The 22,019-nt window shown below is 37.0% G+C and carries 23 protein-coding genes and 1 pseudogene; 2 read left to right on the top strand and 22 right to left on the bottom strand.

Annotated features, from left to right (window positions below; genetic code table 11):
* Positions 1–7: 7 nt before the first annotated feature.
* Positions 8–373 (top strand): hypothetical protein, encoded by a 366-nt coding sequence (locus tag ACSKY2_RS09345; protein ID WP_489839979.1) that lies wholly within the window; start codon positions 8–10, stop codon positions 371–373.
* 56 nt (positions 374–429) lie between these two features.
* On the opposite strand, the gene ACSKY2_RS09340 is transcribed toward ACSKY2_RS09345, so the two are convergent.
* From ACSKY2_RS09340 to rpsL, 8 genes are all read right to left on the bottom strand, one after another.
* Positions 430–1,209, bottom strand: coding sequence for a peptidylprolyl isomerase (locus ACSKY2_RS09340; RefSeq protein WP_489877558.1), 780 nt, complete (start codon positions 1,207–1,209; stop codon positions 430–432).
* A gap of 97 nt (positions 1,210–1,306) precedes the next feature.
* Positions 1,307–2,392 (bottom strand): ABC transporter substrate-binding protein, encoded by a 1,086-nt coding sequence (locus ACSKY2_RS09335; protein ID WP_489877557.1) that lies wholly within the window; start codon positions 2,390–2,392, stop codon positions 1,307–1,309.
* Positions 2,392–3,216 (bottom strand): ABC transporter permease, encoded by an 825-nt coding sequence (locus ACSKY2_RS09330; RefSeq protein ID WP_489839982.1) that lies wholly within the window; start codon positions 3,214–3,216, stop codon positions 2,392–2,394. Before ACSKY2_RS09330 ends, ACSKY2_RS09335 begins: the two co-directional genes overlap by 1 nt.
* A complete protein-coding gene (locus tag ACSKY2_RS09325) occupies positions 3,206–4,024 on the bottom strand; it encodes an ABC transporter permease (protein ID WP_489877556.1) in 819 nt (272 codons plus the stop codon). Before ACSKY2_RS09325 ends, ACSKY2_RS09330 begins: the two co-directional genes overlap by 11 nt.
* The gene (locus ACSKY2_RS09320; RefSeq protein WP_489839984.1) at positions 4,021–5,124 is read right to left on the bottom strand and encodes an ABC transporter ATP-binding protein; all 1,104 of its coding nucleotides are present in this window, start codon (positions 5,122–5,124) and stop codon (positions 4,021–4,023) included. Before ACSKY2_RS09320 ends, ACSKY2_RS09325 begins: the two co-directional genes overlap by 4 nt.
* 147 nt (positions 5,125–5,271) lie before the next feature.
* Positions 5,272–7,392, bottom strand: coding sequence for an elongation factor G (fusA, locus tag ACSKY2_RS09315; protein WP_489877555.1), 2,121 nt, complete (start codon positions 7,390–7,392; stop codon positions 5,272–5,274).
* A gap of 130 nt (positions 7,393–7,522) precedes the next feature.
* Positions 7,523–7,993, bottom strand: coding sequence for a 30S ribosomal protein S7 (rpsG, locus tag ACSKY2_RS09310; protein ID WP_074427543.1), 471 nt, complete (start codon positions 7,991–7,993; stop codon positions 7,523–7,525).
* An 18-nt stretch (positions 7,994–8,011) separates the two neighbouring features.
* Positions 8,012–8,434 carry a 30S ribosomal protein S12 gene (gene rpsL / locus ACSKY2_RS09305; protein ID WP_489839986.1) on the bottom strand — a complete coding sequence of 141 codons (423 nt, stop codon included), beginning with the start codon at positions 8,432–8,434 and terminating at the stop codon, positions 8,012–8,014.
* Positions 8,435–8,771: 337 nt separating this feature from the next.
* Between rpsL and ACSKY2_RS09300 the strand changes: the two genes are divergently transcribed.
* On the top strand, positions 8,772–9,161 hold the full coding sequence (locus ACSKY2_RS09300) for a prepilin peptidase (RefSeq protein ID WP_489839987.1): 390 nt from the start codon (positions 8,772–8,774) through the stop codon (positions 9,159–9,161).
* Between the two features lie 91 nt (positions 9,162–9,252).
* Here the strand turns inward: ACSKY2_RS09300 and ACSKY2_RS09295 are convergent, their stop codons facing one another.
* From ACSKY2_RS09295 to ACSKY2_RS09230, 14 genes and pseudogenes are all read right to left on the bottom strand, one after another.
* Positions 9,253–9,330 carry a HeH/LEM domain-containing protein gene (locus ACSKY2_RS09295; RefSeq protein ID WP_489878206.1) on the bottom strand — a complete coding sequence of 26 codons (78 nt, stop codon included), beginning with the start codon at positions 9,328–9,330 and terminating at the stop codon, positions 9,253–9,255.
* Between the two features lie 63 nt (positions 9,331–9,393).
* Positions 9,394–9,807, bottom strand: a pseudogene (gene rplT / locus ACSKY2_RS09290) (50S ribosomal protein L20); the annotation flags it as partial.
* Positions 9,808–9,873: 66 nt separating this feature from the next.
* Entirely contained in the window at positions 9,874–10,068 is a 195-nt protein-coding gene (rpmI, locus tag ACSKY2_RS09285; RefSeq protein ID WP_002828932.1) for a 50S ribosomal protein L35, read from the bottom strand.
* Between the two features lie 25 nt (positions 10,069–10,093).
* Positions 10,094–10,627 (bottom strand): translation initiation factor IF-3, encoded by a 534-nt coding sequence (infC, locus tag ACSKY2_RS09280; RefSeq protein WP_489840600.1) that lies wholly within the window; start codon positions 10,625–10,627, stop codon positions 10,094–10,096.
* A gap of 174 nt (positions 10,628–10,801) precedes the next feature.
* Entirely contained in the window at positions 10,802–11,221 is a 420-nt protein-coding gene (gene nusB, locus ACSKY2_RS09275) for a transcription antitermination factor NusB (RefSeq protein ID WP_489839988.1), read from the bottom strand.
* A complete protein-coding gene (locus ACSKY2_RS09270; RefSeq protein ID WP_489877554.1) occupies positions 11,221–11,655 on the bottom strand; it encodes an Asp23/Gls24 family envelope stress response protein in 435 nt (144 codons plus the stop codon). Before ACSKY2_RS09270 ends, nusB begins: the two co-directional genes overlap by 1 nt.
* Positions 11,656–11,751: 96 nt before the next feature.
* Positions 11,752–12,318 carry an elongation factor P gene (gene efp, locus ACSKY2_RS09265; RefSeq protein ID WP_489839990.1) on the bottom strand — a complete coding sequence of 189 codons (567 nt, stop codon included), beginning with the start codon at positions 12,316–12,318 and terminating at the stop codon, positions 11,752–11,754.
* A gap of 175 nt (positions 12,319–12,493) precedes the next feature.
* Positions 12,494–13,837, bottom strand: a complete 1,344-nt coding sequence (locus tag ACSKY2_RS09260) for a glucose-6-phosphate isomerase (protein ID WP_489877553.1) — start codon at positions 13,835–13,837, stop codon at positions 12,494–12,496.
* 131 nt (positions 13,838–13,968) lie between these two features.
* Positions 13,969–15,003 (bottom strand): aldose epimerase family protein, encoded by a 1,035-nt coding sequence (locus tag ACSKY2_RS09255; protein WP_489839992.1) that lies wholly within the window; start codon positions 15,001–15,003, stop codon positions 13,969–13,971.
* Positions 15,004–15,212: 209 nt separating this feature from the next.
* Positions 15,213–16,115 carry a sensor histidine kinase gene (locus tag ACSKY2_RS09250; RefSeq protein ID WP_489877552.1) on the bottom strand — a complete coding sequence of 301 codons (903 nt, stop codon included), beginning with the start codon at positions 16,113–16,115 and terminating at the stop codon, positions 15,213–15,215.
* A gap of 17 nt (positions 16,116–16,132) precedes the next feature.
* On the bottom strand, positions 16,133–16,861 hold the full coding sequence (locus ACSKY2_RS09245) for a response regulator transcription factor (RefSeq protein WP_489839994.1): 729 nt from the start codon (positions 16,859–16,861) through the stop codon (positions 16,133–16,135).
* Between the two features lie 251 nt (positions 16,862–17,112).
* Positions 17,113–18,354, bottom strand: coding sequence for a cytosine deaminase (gene codA / locus ACSKY2_RS09240; protein ID WP_489877551.1), 1,242 nt, complete (start codon positions 18,352–18,354; stop codon positions 17,113–17,115).
* Between the two features lie 19 nt (positions 18,355–18,373).
* Positions 18,374–20,470, bottom strand: a complete 2,097-nt coding sequence (locus ACSKY2_RS09235; RefSeq protein WP_489877550.1) for a DNA topoisomerase — start codon at positions 20,468–20,470, stop codon at positions 18,374–18,376.
* Between the two features lie 35 nt (positions 20,471–20,505).
* On the bottom strand, positions 20,506–21,864 hold the full coding sequence (locus ACSKY2_RS09230) for a cytosine permease (protein ID WP_489877549.1): 1,359 nt from the start codon (positions 21,862–21,864) through the stop codon (positions 20,506–20,508).
* Between the last annotated feature and the right edge of the window lie 155 nt (positions 21,865–22,019).

Below are 22,019 nucleotides of genomic sequence, written 5' to 3'. Positions count from 1 at the left end.
GTGCATTATGAAAATTATAGGCAATACACTAGAAACAATTCACAAGTTTCGCCATGGACACCTTAGTAAACGTTGGTTAGAAGATCCCTTTTTAACATCAACTGCCTCATTAGGTGCTAATCGTAACGTTAAATTACAACTCTTATACTTAGACACTAATGATACTTTTTATTTAGTGGAAAGCACTTCAGCAATTGCCCATTCTTTGCAATATCGTGATGGTGCAATCAGTGTCTCCGAATGGACACCTGCTGACCTTGACGGCTTACTACGTAGTTACAATCAACCTGGTTTTGACAACTATTTCCAATTGATTGTGACAAACACTGCCATCGCCTACTCAAATTCTTCACATCAGAATTTTGTTAAATAATTGAAAAAACGCTAGTAAACGATATATAAAAAAGTTTGCTAGCGTTTTTATTATGTTTAAGATTTCTTTATCACCGTTGTGCTCAAAATTTTAACTGGATCAACTGGTGACGACTTTTCTGAGCCATCTGCATTGTTCTCTACCTTAGCACTAGCAATTTTATCAACAACCTCCATACCACTAATGACCTGCCCAAAGACTGTATAATTTCCATCCAATGATGGGTTGCCACCCTTTTTATACGCTTTAATGATTTTGTCTGGATAATTCTTTTTCTTTAACTGTGTCGAAGCATCTTCATGATTCTGATTAATAAAGAATTGTGATCCGTTAGTATCTTTACCAGAATTTGCCATCGATAAAGCCCCTCTAATATTATACAAAGATGCAGAAATTTCATTTTTAAACCCAGAGCCAGAATCAATTTTTTTATTCTTATTTTTCCAAATAGATGAACCACCTGTTCCGGTACCAGTTGGATCACCACCCTGAATCATAAAGTCACTAATTACACGATGAAAGATCGTATTGTTATAGTACCCTGTTTGCGCGTGCTTCACAAAGTTTTTAACTGCTAAGGGGGTATATTTATCAAACAGCTTTACTTTAATATCGCCAACCGTTGTTTTAATATCCACAACTGTCTCATTTTTACGAATAGTATTTGATAACTGTGGTAAAGCAATTTTATTTAATTGTTTCTTTGACAATTGCTGACTTGCTTTCGTTGTCGTCTGTTGACTTGAATGTGATGATTGATATGCAATCCCAATAACAACAGCCATGACAATGATAATGACACTTGCCACGATTATCTCTGATCGACCCTTCTTCATATTTGTTAACTCCCATTCCGTATTAACTTTAAAGCATAAATTATAAACATTATTGTATAACCTTTTACTTAGCCTAAAGATAAAATATTTTTTTGAATTAACGATTTGTCATTTTAAACTCTAAGAAATAATCATTATATCTTCCAACCCAAGTAGGTCCTAAATCTTCATACACTTCCAGGTTTGATAAAGTCTTCTTTGATGGATACCAAGCCTTATCATTTCTAATTGCTTTTGGTAACAAAGTTAGCGCCTTTTTATTGGGTGTCGCATACCCAACGTACTCTGCATTCTGAGCAGCATGTTTCGGTTCGCTCATAAAATTCAAAAATGCATAAGCTGCTTTTTTATTTTTAACTGTTTTTGGCATAACAATATTATCAAACCAAAGATTACCACCATCACTTGGCACAATATAATGCAAATGTTTATTTTCTGCCATCATTTCTGAAGCATCACCCGAGTAATCAACAGCAATCTTAGCTTCATTTTGTGCCATATACATCTTAATTTCATCAGCAACTATGGCTTTGACATTAGGCATCAGCGTATCCAACTTTCCCTTTGCTGCTGCTAGTTCTGGAATACTCTTCGTATTAACTGATTGTCCACTAGAAGCCAATGCCATCCCCATAATATCTCGAGATGAATCGATCAACATAATACTTTTCTTATACTGAGGACGCCATAAATCATTCCAAGTTTTTATTTCATTAGGCTTGATATACTTATCATTATAAACAATCCCCAACGTACCCCAAAAATAAGGTATGGAATACTTATTACCGCGATCAAATGGTTGGTTTAAAAACTGTTTATCATAATTTTGCAGACCAGTTAGGCGTCGATGATCTAATGGCACCAACAAATTAGCTGCCTTCATTTTTTGAATCATATAATCAGATGGCACAGCTAAATCATAGTGGGTACCCCCCTGTTGAATCTTAGTAAACATTGCCTCATTTGAATCAAATGTTTCATAATCAACTTTATACCCTGTCTCCTTTTGAAACGTCTTAATTAAAGCCGGGTCAATATAGTCACCCCAATTATAAATCGTTAATTTTTGACTGTCTTTCCCCTTCACACCAGCATCATCAGTATGTTGCAATGTCAGATTGATACCAAACAAAATTAAAACAGCTGTTAAAATAATACTTGTTAACCAAATAATTTTCTTCATTATTGATGCACCACCATTCTAGTGTTGCGCTTTTTCTTACCATTTTTTGAACTATAGTTAGAAATAAAATAGTAAATAATCACCAACAATAGTGATAACAAGAACATCAATGCGGACATCGCGTTAATTGACAAATCAATACCTTGTCGTGCTCGTGAATATATTTCTACAGATAACGTTGAAAACCCATTACCAGTGACGAAAAAAGTTACTGCAAAATCATCAAGTGAATAGGTAATTGCCATGAAAAAACCTGATAAGATACCTGGCCAAGCATACGGAAGAATAACACGTGACAGTACTTGATAATTATTAGCACCTAAATCACGAGCTGCATCTACTAATGCGGGATTCATCTCATTCAACTTTGGTAAAATCATTAACACAACGATTGGAATCGAAAAAGCAATATGTGATAAGACCACTGACCCAAAACCTAGTTTTAATCCAATCATTGTAAAAAAGATCAAAAAACTCGCACCAATAATAACATCGGGTGATACCATCAAAACATTATTCAATGATAATAGAAGGTTTTTAACTGTTTGTTGCCGTGTATTATAGATGCCAATGGCACCAAACAGACCAATTAATGTCGCAATTAACGCTGATAATAAGGCAACAATAAACGTATTTATCAACATTTGCATCAAACGTGTATCAGCAAACATATCAACGTAGTGTCGCAGAGAAAAACCTGCAAAGTTAGCCATATAATCACCTTGATTAAAGGAATAAAAAATTAAATAAAAAATTGGTGCATACATTAATATAAAAACAAATACTAAGTAAATACTTGCCCATTTTTTGGTCTTATTTGCCATGCTTTACTCCCTTCTTTTTGCGATCTCTAGTCAACACCATCGTCAAAATCATCGCCACAATTAAAACAACACCTATTGTTGAGCCCATTCCCCAGTTTTGTGTCACTAAGAAATGCTCCTCAATTGCTGTTCCTAAAGTGATGACACGGTTACCACCAATCAGACGCGTAATCATGAATAATGACAGTGTTGGAATAAAAACGGCTTGAATACCGGCTTTTACACCACTCATGGACAATGGAAAAATCACCTTAATCAGAGTTTGCCAAGATGTTGCCCCTAAATCACGAGCCGCATTAACATAACTTTGGTCAAGTTCAATCAAGGAATTAAATATAGGCATAATCATAAATGGTATTTCAATATAAGCCGCAACAATCAAAAAAGATAAATCCGTAAACATAATCTGATGTGGTCCAATACCAATCAGCGTTAAAAAATTATTGACAGTTCCTGATTTTGAAAATAGGCCAATAAAGGCATAGGCTTTTAATAATAAATTCACCCACGTTGGCAAAATGACTAACAATAACCAAAATTGTGCATGTTTCAACCGACTCATAATATATGCCATTGGATAGCTAATAAGCAATGTAATGACCGTCACAATAAAAGCAAAAAAAACTGAATTAAATGTCATTCGCAAATAAGTACCCGAACCAAAATAGGTCGCGTAATTTGCTAATGTAAAATGTCCGGAAAGATTGCCAAATGATTGTACAATTAATAAGATAAGTGGTGCAATAACGAATAAAACTAACCATAATATATAGGGGATGGTGTAACTAAAAGTGCCATGACGCTTCATTCAATTTCCTCCTCTACATCTTCATATTCTTCCATACGCGCATCGAAATCTTCTTCAGATTCGTTCAACCGCATAATGTGAATATCTTCTGGATCAAAGAACAAGCCTCTTCTTTCACCGATGACAGCTGGGTTTGTCGCTTGAATTTGCCAATTATTCTGATCATCGTCGTGTGCCGTAATTTCATAATAATCACCACGAAATGACTGATCATCAATAGTAACGACTAATTTTCCTTCTTCTACAGTGACTAAGTCCAAATCTTCTGGTCGTAAAACCACCTCAACGGATTCATTTGGTCTCATCCCACCATCAACATTTTCAAATTCTTTACCAGCAAATGAAACTAAATAGTCTTGACGCATGACACCAGGTAAAATATTTGATTCACCAATAAAATCAGCAACAAAATGATTAATTGGTGCATCATAAATATCGACTGGCGTCCCATTTTGTACAATTTCACCATCATTTGTCACAAAAATCCAGTCAGACATGGCCAATGCCTCTTCTTGATCATGTGTCACAAAAATGAATGTTATGCCTAATCTTTTTTGAATTTCACGTAGCTCATATTGCATATCTTTACGTAATTTATAATCTAATGCAGAGAGTGGCTCATCTAATAATAAGACTTCAGGATCATTAGCTAATGCTCGTGCAATAGCCACTCGTTGTTGTTGTCCACCAGACAATTCGGAAATTTCGCGATCTTCAAAACCCTCCAACTTAACTAATGACAGCATTTCGGAAACTTTCGTTTTTATTTCAGTTTTATTTTTCCCTTTAATTGACATGCCAAATGCCACATTATCAAAGACATTCATATTCGGAAATAGTGCATAATTTTGAAAGACCGTATTCACTCGCCGTTTTTCAGGTGGTAAATCATTAATACGTTGTCCTTCAAATAAAATGTCACCAGAAGTTGCCTCTAGAAACCCAGCAATCAACCTTAAAATTGTTGTTTTACCTGAACCCGATGGTCCAAGTAAGGTATAAAATTTACCCGCTTCTATTTCTAAATCAACAGATTTTAGAACAATATTATCATCATATTGTTTTGCGACATGTTTAAATTCAATAATTGGTTGTGCCAATATCAGTACCACCTTTCTTTACATAACCTTAATTATACAAATTAATCAAAAAATAGTCGATACGTAAAGCCATCGTTACTTGTAAGAACAAAAAAGGACGCCAATAAATATTATTGGCGTCCTTCTTATATCTTTTTGAAAATCAAACTATTCAGCGTTTGATTCACCGTATTTAGCAATGATTTCTTCTTGTACATTCTTAGGTACAGCTTCATAGTGATCAAATGACATTTGGAAAGTACCACGACCTTGCGTAGCTGAACGCAAAGTAGTTGCATAACCAAACATTTCTGACAATGGCACCTTAGCATGGACTAACATTTGCTTACCACGTTGCTCTTGACCTTCAAGCAAACCACGACGAGCTGAAACGTGACCCATTGCATCTCCCAAATTATCTTCAGGAACAACAATGTCAACCTTCATGATTGGCTCCAAAATAACGGCTCCTGCAGTCTTTGCAGCTTCTCGCAAAGCTAATGAAGCAGCAATCTTAAAGGCAGCTTCAGATGAGTCGACATCATGGTATGAACCATCATACAACTTAGCCTTCAAATCAACCAATGGGAATCCAGCCAAAGGACCGTTGTTCAATGACTCCTTCAAGCCAGCTTCAACTGAAGGAATATATTCACGAGGAACAACACCACCAACAATGGCATCTTCGAATTCAAAGCCAGCACCTTCTTCGTTTGGTGAGAACTCAATCCAAACATCACCATATTGTCCTTTACCACCAGACTGACGCTTGAAGTATCCACGAGCTTGAACAGTCTTCGTGAATGCTTCACGGTAAGCAACTTGAGGTGCACCAACAGTAACATCAACGTGGAATTCACGCTTCATACGATCAACGATGATGTCCAAGTGCAACTCACCCATTCCTGAAATCAAAGTATCACCAGTTTCAGGGTTAGTCTCTGCACGGAATGATGGGTCTTCTTCAGCAAGCTTTTGCAAAGCAACAGCCATCTTTTCTTGGTCAGCTTTTGTCTTAGGCTCAACAGCCAATTGAATAACTGGGTCAGGGAATTCCATTGATTCCAAAATCAATTGACGATCTGGTGATGTCAAAGAATCACCAGTTGTTGTATCCTTCAAACCGATAGCAGCAGCGATATCACCTGAGAATACCTCAGGGATTTCTTTACGGTCAGTTGCATGCATTTGTAGCAAACGTCCAACACGTTCACGTTTACCCTTTGAAGTGTTCATGATGTATGAACCTGACTCCAAAGTTCCAGTATAAACACGTAAGAACGTCAAACGACCAACGAATGGGTCAGTCATAACTTTGAAGGCTAAAGCAGCGAATGGATCTTCGTCGTTAGCAACCAAATCAATTTCTTCACCAGTATCTGGATCGTTAGCAACATATGGCTTAACATCTAGTGGAGATGGCAAGTACTCAACAACTGCGTCCAACATCATTTGGACACCCTTATCCTTGTAAGCTGAACCTGCAAGAACTGGGTAGAATTGTAGTGAAATTGTTGCGCGGCGAATAGCAGCCTTTAACTCGGCTTCAGAAATTTCTTCACCTTCTAAGTACTTATCCATGATTTCATCATCAACATCTGCGATAGCTTCAACCAATTCGTTGTACTTTTCTTCAACTAAATCTTTGTACTCATCAGGAATTTCACGTTCTTCCCATTCTTCACCAAGTTCAGTTGTTGGATACATTGCCTTCTTTTCGATCAAATCGATAACACCAGCAAAATCATCTTCAGCACCAATTGGCCATTGAATGGCTTTAGCGTTTGCATCCAAACGTTCCTTCAATGAATCAACAGACATTGCAAAATCTGCACCTAACTTATCCATCTTGTTAACGAAGACGATACGTGGTACTTCATAAGTCTCAGCTTGATGCCAAACAGTTTCAGTTTGTGGCTCAACACCAGCAGCCCCATCCAATACGGCTACGGCACCATCAAGTACACGCAATGAACGTTCAACTTCAATAGTAAAGTCCACGTGACCTGGGGTGTCAATAATGTTAACACGGTATGGTTCGTTCTTATATTGATCGTAAAAACCATGCCAAACAGCTGTCGTTGCGGCAGATTGGATCGTGATTCCACGTTCCTTCTCTTGATCCATAAAGTCCATTTGTGAAGCACCATCATGTGTTTCACCAATCTTATGAATCTTACCAGTGTAATACAAAATACGCTCTGTCGTCGTTGTCTTACCAGCGTCGATGTGAGCCATGATTCCAATGTTACGAGTACGCAGCAAAGGATATTCACGCTTGTTAGCCATGAGTAATTCTCCTTGAATTTCTTAACATGCAATGCCTTATGCCACCGCATGTTGGTTGTCTAAATATATTATACCGTAAATACACCAAAAGTGGCTACTGTCATTTGACTGCAGCCACAAAATTGGATTATTACCAACGGTAGTGTGCAAAGGCACGGTTGGCTTCAGCCATCTTGTGTGTGTCTTCACGCTTCTTAACAGATGCCCCAGTATTGTTAGCAGCATCCATAATTTCCTTTGCCAAACGTTCTTCCATCGTATGTTCACCGCGGGCACGTGAGTATTGCACTAACCAGCGCAATCCCAGTGTCACACGACGCTCAGGACGAACTTCAACAGGAACTTGGTAGTTAGAACCACCAATACGGCGAGCTTTAACTTCCAATACGGGCATAATATTGTTCAATGCTTCTTCAAAGACAGCTAATGGTTCATTACCAGTAGCTTCCTTAATACGGTTAAAAGCATCGTATAAAATTGTTGAAGCAGTTCCACGCTTACCATCAAGCATCAAACGGTTGATCAAGCGTGAAACAAGCTTTGAGTTATAAATTGGATCTGGCAGAACTTCAGCCTGCTTAGTGTAACTCTTACGTGGCATTATTTAAGTCCTCCCTGATTATTTTTTCTTGTTCTTAGGGCGCTTTGCACCATACTTAGAACGTGATTGCATACGACCATCAACACCAGCAGTATCTAGTGCACCACGGATAATGTGGTAACGAACTCCAGGCAAGTCCTTAACACGTCCACCACGGATCAAAACAACTGAGTGTTCTTGAAGGTTGTGTCCAATACCTGGAATATATGCAGTAACTTCAATCAAGTTTGACAAACGTACACGAGCATACTTACGCAAAGCTGAATTAGGCTTCTTAGGTGTCATCGTGCCAACACGAGTAGCAACACCACGCTTTTGTGGTGAAGAAACACGAGTAGCTTTCTTTGATTGTGAGTTATAACCAAAGTTCAAAGCAGGTGACTTTGACTTTGTGCTCTGTGACTTACGAGGCTTACGAACCAATTGGTTAATTGTAGGCATTTCGAAGAGTCCCCTTTCAAATTTTCTTTATTATAGTATTTAATCCACATTTCCAGGCGTATCATTAATTAAGCAACAATAACCCAGAAAGAGGGACTTATGTGGTACTTCTCGTTCACGAGTTCAGCACGTCGCGTAACCGCAAACACCCTGCTAACTAAAAGCACAATTAATAATATACCACCCTACGCCATATTATGCAACTTTTTATTGTATAAAAACGTTGATAGATTGGCTTTTAGTTTGCAAACAATCCCGGGCGTATCATTTTTGTCCAATCGAATTAGTAAAACGTCCTTATTGAAATAATCAAATTTTTTAGAAACGAGTCAACCATATGATTTTTGATTTACTATTATTAATTATTCTCATTTACTTAGCTTACCAAGACATTCATCAACAAACGATCAATAGTTTATGGCTTGCGCTCCCATTAATGATAGGCATGCTTTTTTATCGCGTACCAATTTGGTGGATCTTTTTTATCTATACTTCTATTCTTATAATCAATACTTATAACCAGGAACAATTCATTGGTAATGGCGATCTTGATGTGTTAGCAATTTTAGCATTGTATTTAGATTTTCAACATTTTTGGTTAGCATGTTGCATTGCCTGTGCTTGTCAATTAATATATCATCTCATTTTGCATGTGAAAAAAATCGCCTTCGTCCCAGCCCTATCTTTTAGTTATACCATTTGTTTATTATTAACATTAGTGTCTTAATTAATAAAAAGAAGCTGAGACATATTTTCTGTCCCAACTTCTTCGAATAAATTTTTCAATTGTTATTGACAAATTTATATTTTACTAAGCATTAAACCAATGCTAATAATTCAGCTTTCTTTGCTGAAGAAGCAAATTCAATACCATTTTCTGATAAGTATGCTTTGATTTCAGCGACGGTGTTCTTTTCAGTTGGCTTTGCAGTAGAAGCTGCTTGCTTTGGGGTAGCTGCGTTAATCGTAACACCCTTTTCTAAAGTAGCCGCTGATTTTTCTGCAACAACTTGTCCATCATCTGCCAAAGCTTTCTTTGCATCTTCAACTAAAGCTGAAAATGCTTCAAAGTCTGATACAGCTAGTTCAGCCAACATCTTACGATTCAAAGTTGAACCCATCAATGACAAACCGTTCATAAAACGTGAGTATGACAAACCGTTCATACGTGCACCAGCATTGATACGTGCAATCCATAACTTACGGAAGTTGCGCTTTGTTTGCTTACGATCACGGAATGCATAGAACCATGACTTCCAAACTTGTTGCTTAGCAACCTTGTAGTTGATGTGACGTTGACCACGGTAACCCTTGGCCAACTTAATCATCTTCTTACGACGTGAACGCGTAACGTTACCACCCTTAACTCGCATGGGTATTTCCTCCAGTAATTTCTATTTTTATTTGGAACCAGTTATAACTATTAGAAATAGTAATAATTAACGGCTCAACAAGTGCGTATATGTCTTCAAAGTTGTGTGGTTCATCATTGAAGTACCACGTAATTGACGACGTTGCTTCTTAGTCTTACCGTGGAAACGGTGTGACGTATAGGCGTTAGCTGACTTCAACCCACCATTAGCAGTTTTCTTAAAACGCTTTGCTGAAGCGCGGTGTGTCTTATACTTAGGCATTGATATGTCCTCCAAACTGGTTTAATTACTTAGTTTCTTTGGGTGCAAGCACCATAAACATGCTGCGCCCTTCCATCTTAGCTCTTGATTCAACCTTTGCGATTTCTTCAAGATCCATTGCCATACGATTCATCACTTCACGCCCAATTTCCTTGTGCGTAATAGCACGTCCGCGGAAACGAATTGATACTTTCACTTTATTACCTTTATTCAAGAACTTGATTGCATTGTTCTTTTTTGTATTAAAGTCATTGACATCAATTGTTGGGCTAAGACGAATTTCTTTAACATTAACAACTTTTTGATTCTTTCGTTGTTCACGTTGCTTTTTCTGTGCTTCGAATTTAAACTTTCCATAGTTCATAATCTTGGCAACAGGTGGCTTAGCGTTGGCTTGCACCAATACCAAATCCAATTCAGCATCGTCAGCAAGGCGTTGTGCGTCTGCTTTAGACATAACACCTTGGTCACCGTCATCTGTGATTAGACGAACTTCACGTGCACGAATGCGATCATTGATTAAATCTTTTTGTTGTTGTGGTTGGCGTGCGTTTGCTATGATCCTTACCTCCGAAAAAACTTGCGATAAAGTAAAAGCGGCTTGTCGTGAAACACAACAACCCGCTATCTATCATCTGTATGATAAAATGATTAACCTGATAAGTAATCTTAACGAGGTGAATAGCGGGCAGCCATTACTTTATTTCCTAACAAATCCTTATTATACACTCGACTAATCTAAAGTCAAGGCTTTATTTAGTACACCATTGATGAATTTACGTGACTTATCATCAGTAAAATCATGGGCTAACTGCATTGCCTCATTTACTGCTATTTTTGTTGGTACTTCTGTATATTTCGCCTCATACAATGCTAAGCGCATCAAAACTAAATCTGTCGTATTTAGTCGTTCTAACGTCCAACCAGTAGTCAAATGGTCAGAAATAATTAAGTCTAATTCGTCTTGATGAGCGACAACACCTAAAACAATAGCTGTTAAATCTGCTGGTATTTCATCCTGCCAAGCAATTTCGGGATCACCAGATAATACTTGTGAAATTGTCATGTCTACATCAGCAGTTGCATTTAATGCTAATCCAAAAAGTGATTGAAAAGCAGCTTGACGAATTTGGTGTCGATTTAGTTCGCTCATTATTTTGTTCCTTCCACGTCTGGTTCTTCATCAAACAGATTGTTCACATCAACAGTACTCGTTGTTTTTTGCGATACAACACCTTGCACATGAACATTAACCAATGTCACAACGAGTTCTGTCATTGCTGCAACTTGAGATGTAATTTTTTGTTGAATATCATGTGCTACCTTGGGTACACTAACACCATAATTTAGGTATACATAGACATCTACAATGAGGCCATCTTCTGTTTGTTGTAACGCAACTCCTTTACCATGTACATGCCGTCCAAATGCTTCTTGTGCCCGTTCTGATAATGAACCACTTAAACGAGAAACACCTTTGACTTCTTGCGCAGCTAAACCTGCGATAATCTCTAATACACGCATACTAACCAAGGTTTCACCAGAGTCTTCATCTGAGTGTGTTAATACGATTGCCTCTTCTGCCATACGGAACCGACCTCCTAAATACGAAAGCGCCGGCCGGCAGCCGGTCGGCGCTTTCTAAATCAATATATCTATTATACCCAATTTTGTCAGTAAAGACTAGGCACGTGAAGTATATGATCCACCATTGTCAGTATTAACAACTAGCTTATCACCTTCATTAATGAAATCAGGCACAATAATAACTAGGCCAGTTTCCATTGTTGCTGGCTTACCACCCCCATTGGCAGTAGCCCCCTTAATACCTGGTTGCGTTTCCTTAACAGTTAACGTAACCGTCTTAGGTAGCTCAACATCTAAAATCTCACCATTATAAGTTGTAATTTTAACATTCATGTTTTCTAGCAAAAACTTCAATGCATCAGCAATTTTATCTGCTGGAATAGAAATTTGTTCGTATGTTTCGTTATCCATAAATACATGTTGATCACCATCTGCATACAAGTATTGCATATCTGTCTGATCAATGTTTGCCGTTTCAAACTTGTCACCAGGACGGAATGTTACTTCATTAACAGCACCTGTACGCAGGTTCTTCAACTTTGACCGTACAAAGGCTGCACCTTTACCAGGCTTAACGTGTTGGAATTCCAATACGCGCCAGATTGATTGGTTATACAAAATTGTTAAACCAGTTTTCAAGTCATTCATACCAATAGTTGCCATGATTGAGTTCTCCTAAATTTATGTCTTTCTGAATTATACTATCAGATTTTGTTGCTAAAAACTAGTATTGTCACTATTTTCAGCAAGGTGTCTTTTATTTTTTTATAAAGAAAATATTTTTCATAGTCTACGAAAAAGAATCGAAACATATGTTTCGATTCTTTTAAAATGTTTTTTATAGACGTGCTTTTAATGACTCTGTTAATTCTTCATAACCTGGCTTACCTAACAAACCAAACATATTCCGCTTATAGTTTTCAACACCAGGCTGGTTAAATGGATTAATACCATTTAAGTAACCTGATATACCAACAGCAACTTCAAAGAAATAAATCATTTGACCTAAAGCAAATTCATTTTGCTTATCAATCTCAACAACCATATTTGGTACACCACCATCAACGTGTGCTAGCATTGTTCCTTCAGAAGCCGTGCGATTAACGTAGCTCATCTGCTCCCCTTGCAAATAGCCCAAGCCGTCATCAGCGTCCATTGTTGGGATTGTAATATCAGTAACTGGTTCAGTAACTCGAACCAATGTTTCAAACAGATTACGACGGCCATCTTGAATATATTGACCAAAACTATGTAAATCAGTTGAGAAGTTTCCTGATGCAGGGAAAATACCCTTACCATCTTTTCCTTCAGACTCACCTTGTAATTGCTTCCACCATTCACCAAATTGTGCAAGTGTTGGATCATAATTAATCAATAATTCGGTTGTATATCCCTTACGATACAAAATATTACGATAAGCAGCATATTGATAAGCAGGATTCTTTGTCAAATCGGCATCTGCATACGCTTTTTCACCAGCTGCTGCACCAGCCATTAATTGCTCAATATCACCACCACCAGCTGCGATAGGTAGTAGACCAACAGCTGTTAATACTGAAAAACGACCGCCAACACCATCAGGCACAACAAACTCTTCATAACCTTCTTCATCAGCTAGCGTCTTTAAAGAACCACGTGCTGCATCAGTCGTTGCGTAAATACGCTCACGTGCACCCTCAACACCATACTTCTTTTCTAGTAATTGCTTTAATACTCGGAAAGCAATAGCAGGCTCAGTTGTTGTCCCTGATTTTGAAATAATATTAACTGAGAAATCACGATCACCAATCAATTTGATCAAACTATTTAAGTATGCTGGTGCAATTGAATTTCCTGCAAACAATACTTGTGGAAAATCACGATCTTCGTCACCATAATAGTTATTAAAATAATCATTTAGAAAATCAGTTGCTGCGCGTGCACCTAAATAAGAACCACCAATACCCACAACAACTAACACTTTTGAATCTTTTTGAATCTTTTTTGCAGCTGTTTGAATACGAGCAAACTCATTTTTGTCGTATGTTGTTGGTAAATGTAGCCAGTCAGTGTATTCAGCACCAACACCAGTTCCTTGACGTAATAATTCGTCAGCAACATTAACCATTGGTTGCATCATTGATAATTCGTCTTCTCCAACAAAAGATGCCAATTTTGAAGTATCAAATGATAATGTGGTCATAATTAAATCCCTCTTCCTCTATATCGTTTGTCTGTTTATCGCTATCTCTCTTTGCGGTATAGACCAATTATAACTTTTAACGATTAAAAATGAAAGAGTTTCCATGTATTATTTTACACAATCTTTTGATACTAATCTAAATTATTAAACTTATATACCGTTTGATATGTTTGTTTCTTACCAGCTGGCAAAACAATATCACCAAAGCCTTCATGATTAATGGCATCTGATAATGTTTGTGCTTCCAATGCAACAGCATTATATGGATGCTTGTCAAACCATTCTCGATCACCTTCATGGTAAGCAACTGCTGGATCAGCAATGAAAAAGATAATTGCATTTCTATCAGAATACACTTCAATACTACGTCCTGATTTTGGATCTGAAACAACAGCAGCTGGTCGCCCAGCAACTTGATTAATTTCAAATGCATTATCAAATTTTACATCATACGGACCATCTAATTTTGATAGGTTATCACCAATTCTAGTTGGTTCGTTAAAATCAAACGGGGTATTTACATTGTCCAAAAAATTACCAGTTGGCGTCGTATCTTCTGGACGCAATTCCAACCGACGTTGTGAATGAATCTGTAAATACAAATCACGTGCATCAGTATCAATACCTGCTGGATTAAAGTAGCCATGACTAGTTGGATTATATAGTGTATCTTCATCCGATTCTGCGCAAAATGTCAAAACAACCTCATCATTGTCTGAAAACTTATAAGTCACTGATGTTGGCATCGTTCCTGGAAAATGATCAATTTCCTCAGTCATTGTTGTTGTAAATGTCACTGAATTTTCTGCTTCGTTCAGTGTATAATCCCACATTCTATTTGAGAAATTATCTTTACCACCATGTAAAGCATTTCCTAATTCATTATCCTTCAAATGGTATGTTTTACCATTTAATGTAAAAGTAGCACCAGTAATACGATTACCAACACGACCCACGATATCCCCAACTGAATAAAGCTGCTCCCAAAGTTTATCTGTCGTTTGTAAGCCGACCATTAAATCTTGTCCACTATTTGTTTTAAAGAATTGCCAAGTTGCACCCCATGTTGTCACACCAATTTTATGACCGTTTTTATTTTCAAGTACAATTTGCTTTGCAACTTCTCCATTTGGCATTTTACCAATTTCATGAACTGATATTGTCATCTTATTTCCCTCTTTCATTCCCCTAAAATAAACATATATAAATTTACAATATAGTTGTATTTTAACATATTCTTTTGTTTACAATTGTACATAAATAAACCGTTTTCATAACGATTAGAACTTCGTAAAATAAAAAAGGCCTCAACCACAGAAATAGTCTAGGTAGAGACCTCGTATAACAATGAACTTGTAAATGATACAAGTATTCACTAATTTGCTTTTGTTGGTAGTGAAATATCAAATTTTGTGCCAATGCCTAATTTTGACGATACCTGAATATCACCTTGATTTACTCTAACCAATTGTTGCACAATTGCCATACCCAAGCCTGATTCGCCACGCTTTGTTCTTGATGGGTCTGCTTTATAATATCGCTGCCAAATTTTAGACAACTCGTCTTGCGTCATACCAATACCAGTATCAGTAATCACAATATGCGCTTGTGTATCTTTTTGATAAACTTCTACAGTAATAATCCCATTCGTTGTAAATTGAATCGCATTCGCGAAAACATTCATTAATATTTGCTCAGTCTGATCTAGATCTGCGTACACACAAATATCATCCTGTATTAAATTTTGAATTTCGTCACCAACTTCTTCGGCTTGCTGCATTAATTGTGTCATTAAACGTTCAATCACCGGCAAAATATAAAATTTTTCCGGTTTATTTTCAATATGCTTTTGTCTTAATCGTTCGTACGATAGTGTTGATTTAATTAATCGTGTTAATCGATCAGCTTCTTCTTTAATCATGTCATATGAATGTTGTTGCTCTTCTGGACTAATAACACCATACTGCAATCCTTCAGCAATACCTGCAATTGTTGTTAGTGGGGTTCGCATTTCATGGGAAGCATTTGACAACATTGCTGCTTCTTCATTTTTTTGGGTAGCAATTTTTTCTTTTAATGTTGCTATTTCATCTTTCTGTCGTGCGACAATAGTCATTTGTCTATGGAAAATGATTACGTTAACTAGACCAATCACAAAGGTTATTAATACAATTAAAATAATGGCAAGTTTCATTGTATCGACTACTAGCATGATCATTAATAAAATTAGTAGCATAACAACGCTTACTGGCAAGACTTTAGCCCACTTATTTTTCATCTATTCATCTCAATCATTTATTTCATTGGTGTTTCAGGGACATTTGAATCATCAAATTTATAGCCAACTCCCCACACTGTTTGAATAATTTGTGGTCCAACTTTTTCAATTTTTTGGCGCAATTTTTTAACATGTGCATCAACAGTCCGTTCATCACCAAAATATTCATAATCCCACACCAACTGTAATAATTGATCTCGTGAAAATACTTGGCGTTGCTTTTTTGACAATACACGTAGCAAATCAAATTCCTTTGGTGTTAAATCTGGAATCAGCACACCATTTAAATAAGCTTCACGTGTCCGTGAATTCAATTTAAATGTGCGTGTCTGAATATCAAAATCATCAACAGCATCTTCATCATGATTTGCTGGTTGCATTGTCGCACGTCGATGAAGGGCCTTAATTCTCGCAATTAAAGTAATTGGACTAAATGGCTTTGTGACATAGTCATCTGCGCCAACCTCAAAACCAAGTACTTGATCTGAATCTGAGTCACGAGCAGTCAACATTAATAATGGTACATCTGTTGATATTTCCCGAATTTTTAATGCTACTTGCATACCATCTATTTTTGGTAAATTTAAATCAAGTATAACAACATCCCATGCCGAAGCATTTTCAGTAAATAATTGTAATGCTTCTTCGCCATCATAGGCGTTCGTCACATCCCATTTCTCTTTTTTATAAAACATCCCCATCATTTCTGATACAGAGGCATTATCTTCTATCATTAACAGTTTCATTTTCTTACCTATATTCTATTAATAGCGCTTATTTTCTTTCGTAAATCTTTACCTCTTATTATACAACGATGTTTCTTAAAACTTTTTAATAAGTTATTTCATAACTGCAACACTAAAAGCACATATATACCAAAATAAGAGAGATTTATTTTTCAAGTCATATAAATACATAGAAAAACACTAAAAAAGATGAAACGAGACTGATACGTTTCATCTTGTTCATAACAAACGCTTTGAACGTTGCCATATGTTTATTTTGGTAAATTAAATTTCATTTCTGCCGGTTTTGTTTCTACTAATATATTGCCTTCATGAACAGAATACAATAATTCAACACGTTCATTGAGCGCATTATACCAATTATCAGCATTGAAAATTAAGAAATTAGCCGGTTTACCAACTGCAATACCATAACTATCTTCTACTTGGAGAGCACGAGCACCATTGCTAGTAATAAAGTGGTATGAATTCATAATTTCTGTATGACCCATGATTTGCGTTGCATGTAAGCCCATATGTAAGACATCCATCATATTACCATTTCCCATTGGATACCATGGATCTTTAATATCATCTTCACCAAAAGCAACATTTAATCCTTCTTGATCTAACTCCTTGACTCGAGTTAAACCACGACGTTTTGGATAGGTATCAAAGCGACCGCCCAAGTACATATTTATTAATGGGTTAGCAACAAAATTAATATCAGACATCTTTAATAATCGCATCAACTTCGATACATACGCATCGTTATAAGATCCCATTGCTGTTGTGTGAGATGCTGTGACTTTTTCTTTTAAGCCAGTCTCTAATGCAAGCATTGCAAGTGTTTCTAGACCGCGTGAAGCAGGGTCATCAATTTCATCTGTGTGCGCATCAATTAACAAGTGATACTTTTCAGCTAATTCAAATGCAAAATGCAATGATTCAACCGAATATTCACGTGTAAATTCAAAATGTGGAATGGCACCAATGGCATCCACCCCCATTTCTGCAGCTTTAGTCATTAATGCCTTGCCATTAGGAAATGACAAAATGCCTTCTTGTGGGAACGCAACTAATTGTAATGTCATCCATGGCTTAACTTCTTCACGTACTTCTAACAATGCTTTTAGCGCAACCAGATTAGGATCGGTGACATCAACATGTGAACGAACAAACTGCAGTCCATGAGCAGCCTGAATCTTCAACGCTTTAATTGCCCGCTCCTTAACGTCTTCATGAGACAACGTTTGTTTGCGCTCACTCCAAATGCGGATACCATCAAATAATGTACCACTTTCATTCCATTCTGGTTGTCCAGCTGTCATTGTAGAGTCTAGATGAACATGTGGATCAACAAAAGGTGGAATCATCAACTTTCCTGTTGCATCAATCATTTGCTCACCCTGTTGTGGCTCTATATGATCACTAATCTCTGCAAATTGACCATTCATGATCCGAACATCTTGTCGCGTTTGCGCATTTTCTATCACAACTTGTTTGATTAACATTTGATTATCTCCTTAAAGACTACGCTTTTTTATGTTTTTGTGGGTTTAACTTAAACCCATAATATTTGTGTCCTTTGTATGTTTGTTGCGCTAATTTTCCCTCAGCAATATATGGTTTTCCACGCTTCGTCTTTGTCTCAAAATGAATCGTTTGCCCCCTTAAAAGTTGTTGAATCTCTGAATCTGAAAAAGTATGATTACTCCATATTCGAGAAAAACTAATCTCTTGTCCATCAAAGTGGGCCATTACTTTTTCAGTCACTTGTTTTCGGGATTTGCGCTTTGTTTGTATTTTTGGTTTTCCTAATAGCGTTTCCAATTTTTGCGCATTATTAATCATGATTGGCATATCATGTTGCACAACTTGTGTTACTGAGTCAAGCGCCTGAGACATGTCTGTTTTAAATTCACCCACTTCATTCATAATTTCAAATAAACGTTTGGTAATCTTAGGTGATGCAATCCATGTATCTTGTACCATGACCGCTGACACATTTCCAACGTCTGTTAAAGTCAAACGTCCTTTATACTCCTGCATCATCTTTCGTGTTCCACGACTGATATCCGATAATGTTGAGACACGCGTTGCCCCTGTACCAACATTATTTTTCTCTAAAAAGGCCATTAACCATTTTGTTGTTGGGTAAACTGGTTTTGGATTAACACCTTCAAAAACAAACGGTGACGCCGTTTGACCAAGCTGAGTACTTTCCAAATTATTGGGCTTCTGATTATCTTGTAACGCTGCCTGTGCATCATATACCAATCGATAATTTAAGGAAATTGGTAAATTGAACGATGTTTGAAACAATGGATATTGTTTCAAATTAGCTGTCACGTGATCATAGATATAATCTTCTGCTAGCATTGCCAGATAATTTTTAGCTAAAATTTCGTATATTGCACGAGCACTTTTCCCATATTTTAATAACATTGTTAAATCTGCCGGCACATTTTCACCTGGTCGATTTGCACCGTGAGAACCGGTAGCTGTCACATGTGTCGATCGTGGTTTACGATGTGTCAATAATTTTGTATCGACGCCTACTAAAGTCGCAATTTGATCAACTTTAGGTAATAATGCATAAAATTGCTCAGGGGTCACTGTTTTATCATCTGTTCTAGGATATGACACAATTTGTGCCTCATATAAACGTTGATATGTTTGTAGCACCTCTTGGCTATCAAAACCACGTGGGGCCAAAATGGCTGCTAATCCTGCAAGATCTAATAACTTATCAGGCGCTTGTTGTCTTCTCGTGTGCTTTTCATTAACCACATCTGCAATTTGGTAACCCTGTAACTCTTGTTGTGCTTGCTGCTGATCTAAATAGCGCCAATTGACCTTTTTTTCTTTCGTAATACTCCGTTTAAAAGTATGCCCTGTAGTATCTTTAAATCTAACCTCAAAAAAGGGTTGTTTAACATAATTTTTAATGGCTTGTTGTTGTTGATAAATTTTCCAAACAATGACTGATTTTAATCTTCCTTCACGAGCAACAACTTTAAATCCGGCTTTTTTTGCTGCAGTTGTCGCAATCCGAGTTAATTGCATCGAAGCAAAATCCCAACGACTACGAGTTTCACCCTTTAAATAAGCACCATGTATGGTTTTATCAGAAACATTTGTTAACATTTGCATTGCTTGTCGAATACTATCTGGTGCCTCATCAATAAAATTTGCTCGCAATACTTGACCTTGCCAATTAATTGCATCGATCACTTCCCAAGCAAGTAAATCACCTTCACCAGATGGATCAGTATCCGTTGCAATCACAATGGCATCGTAATCATGCTGACTTTCTTCTTTTAAAGCCAGCAATTCTGATCTTGTAGATCGTAATCTTTTTGTTTGTGGTTGCCATTGTTTTAAAAAAGTCCGTTGCCAGCTCATTTCTGACAAATTCCAAGGCATATTCTTCATTGCCCATGATTTATATATGGCTGCCTTTTCTGATGCAACCATGTCCTCAGGTTCTTTAAATACCATCATATGGCCATGCAAATGAACAATATGGTAATAATTACCAGCAAAATTACCCGACTGACCACCCAAGGCTTTGATGAAATTTTTTGCGGCTGAAGGTTTCTCGGTCACAATTAAATACTTTGCCATGTTTTATATCCTCAATTGGCCATGAATTAACAACTTTATTTTACCTGATGATTGCATACTTTTGTTAATGAATAATAGATGATACCTGTCAAAATCATCGCAACAAAGGTCACACCAATCGTATCACTGATCCATAGGACTGATTTCAAGCTAAAGTATAGAACAACACCTAGTCCCCATGAAATAATCGCTAGCCAGTTCAAACCTTGTCGATACCAATATTTACCGTCAACTTTAGTGATTTCACTGATTTCATAATGACCCTTGCGAATGATAAAATAATCCACTAAAAATACGGCTATTTCTGGTCCTAAAAACATCCCAATATAATCCAAAAAGGCTGTAAAAGCATCTAGGAAGGTTCCAAATAACAATGGAATAAATGATACAGCTGTGGCAATCAAAGTCACTATCCATAATGCTGGCGTTAACTTTAGCTTATGCCAGACATTGGTTAACGCTGAACCGGCTGCCATTAAATTAACTGCATTAGCCGTTGTAGACGTAATAACAATTACTAACAATGCAATAATTCCTAACCCTAATTTTGATGCGATAGTTGACGGATCGGAATCATTTGGATCAAATGATTGGTTCATAACAGCCGTACCAATTGTTGCTAAAAGTCCAATAAACGCAAAACCGAATAACCCAACATTGGCACCAAGAAATGACCACCCAGTTGCACCGGATTGCTTTTTTGCAAATCTAGAAAAGTCTGACGAAGCTGTTACCCAAGCTAAATTAAAGGCTGCTAATATATCAATGGCTGCCCCTGAAGAAATTTTGACACGATGTGGTGCTTGCCAAGAAAAAATTTGACTTAATGAAACATTTTGAAAAACAACAATTGCTTCCCAAACAACAAAAATAATGACTAAAATAATGCCAACACGTTCAATCATCCGTACAGATTTTTCACCCAATGAAATAGACGCTAGGTGCAGTAGTGACATGATAATAATACCCACGACCAAACCGGCCTTACCGCCATTAGCATATGCCGTCCAACCAAACAAATCTTTAAAAATCACTGAAATAGAAATCGCCGCAATAAATGTATTGGCAGCTGCCCAACCAATGAATTGAACAATATTAATAATTGAAGGACCAAAAGACCCTTTTAATCCAAATGATGCTCGTGTTAATACCATCATTGGCAGACCCGTTTTATATCCCATATATGAAGCTAACGCTAGAAAAATGTAAGAAATAATACCGGTTACAATTAATGTCGTTGATGCCGTGTACATACCTGCTGCGGCAATTACACCACCGATATACCATGTCCCATTATTCGCATTAGCACCTATCCAAGTGGCAAACATATCCCAATTTGACATCGTTCGATAGTTTTTCCCAATTGCGCGCACGTGCCCAAATTCTTTCGCCATCTTATCCTCCCTAATTACAGAAAAAATCGCACCACAAACATGGCGCGATCAACTTTGTTTTTCTCATCTTTTGACGCGCTCCTTAGTCAGCTCTCGTCTGATCCTTAAAAAAGCAATTCTATATCGTATAAGACTATACCCATTTCTCAAAATGA

The sequence above is a fragment of the Weissella sp. ESL1156 genome (genome assembly GCF_058505625.1).
Note: the sequence above shows the minus strand (reverse complement) of the source record. Positions and strands in the feature narration are given on the sequence as shown.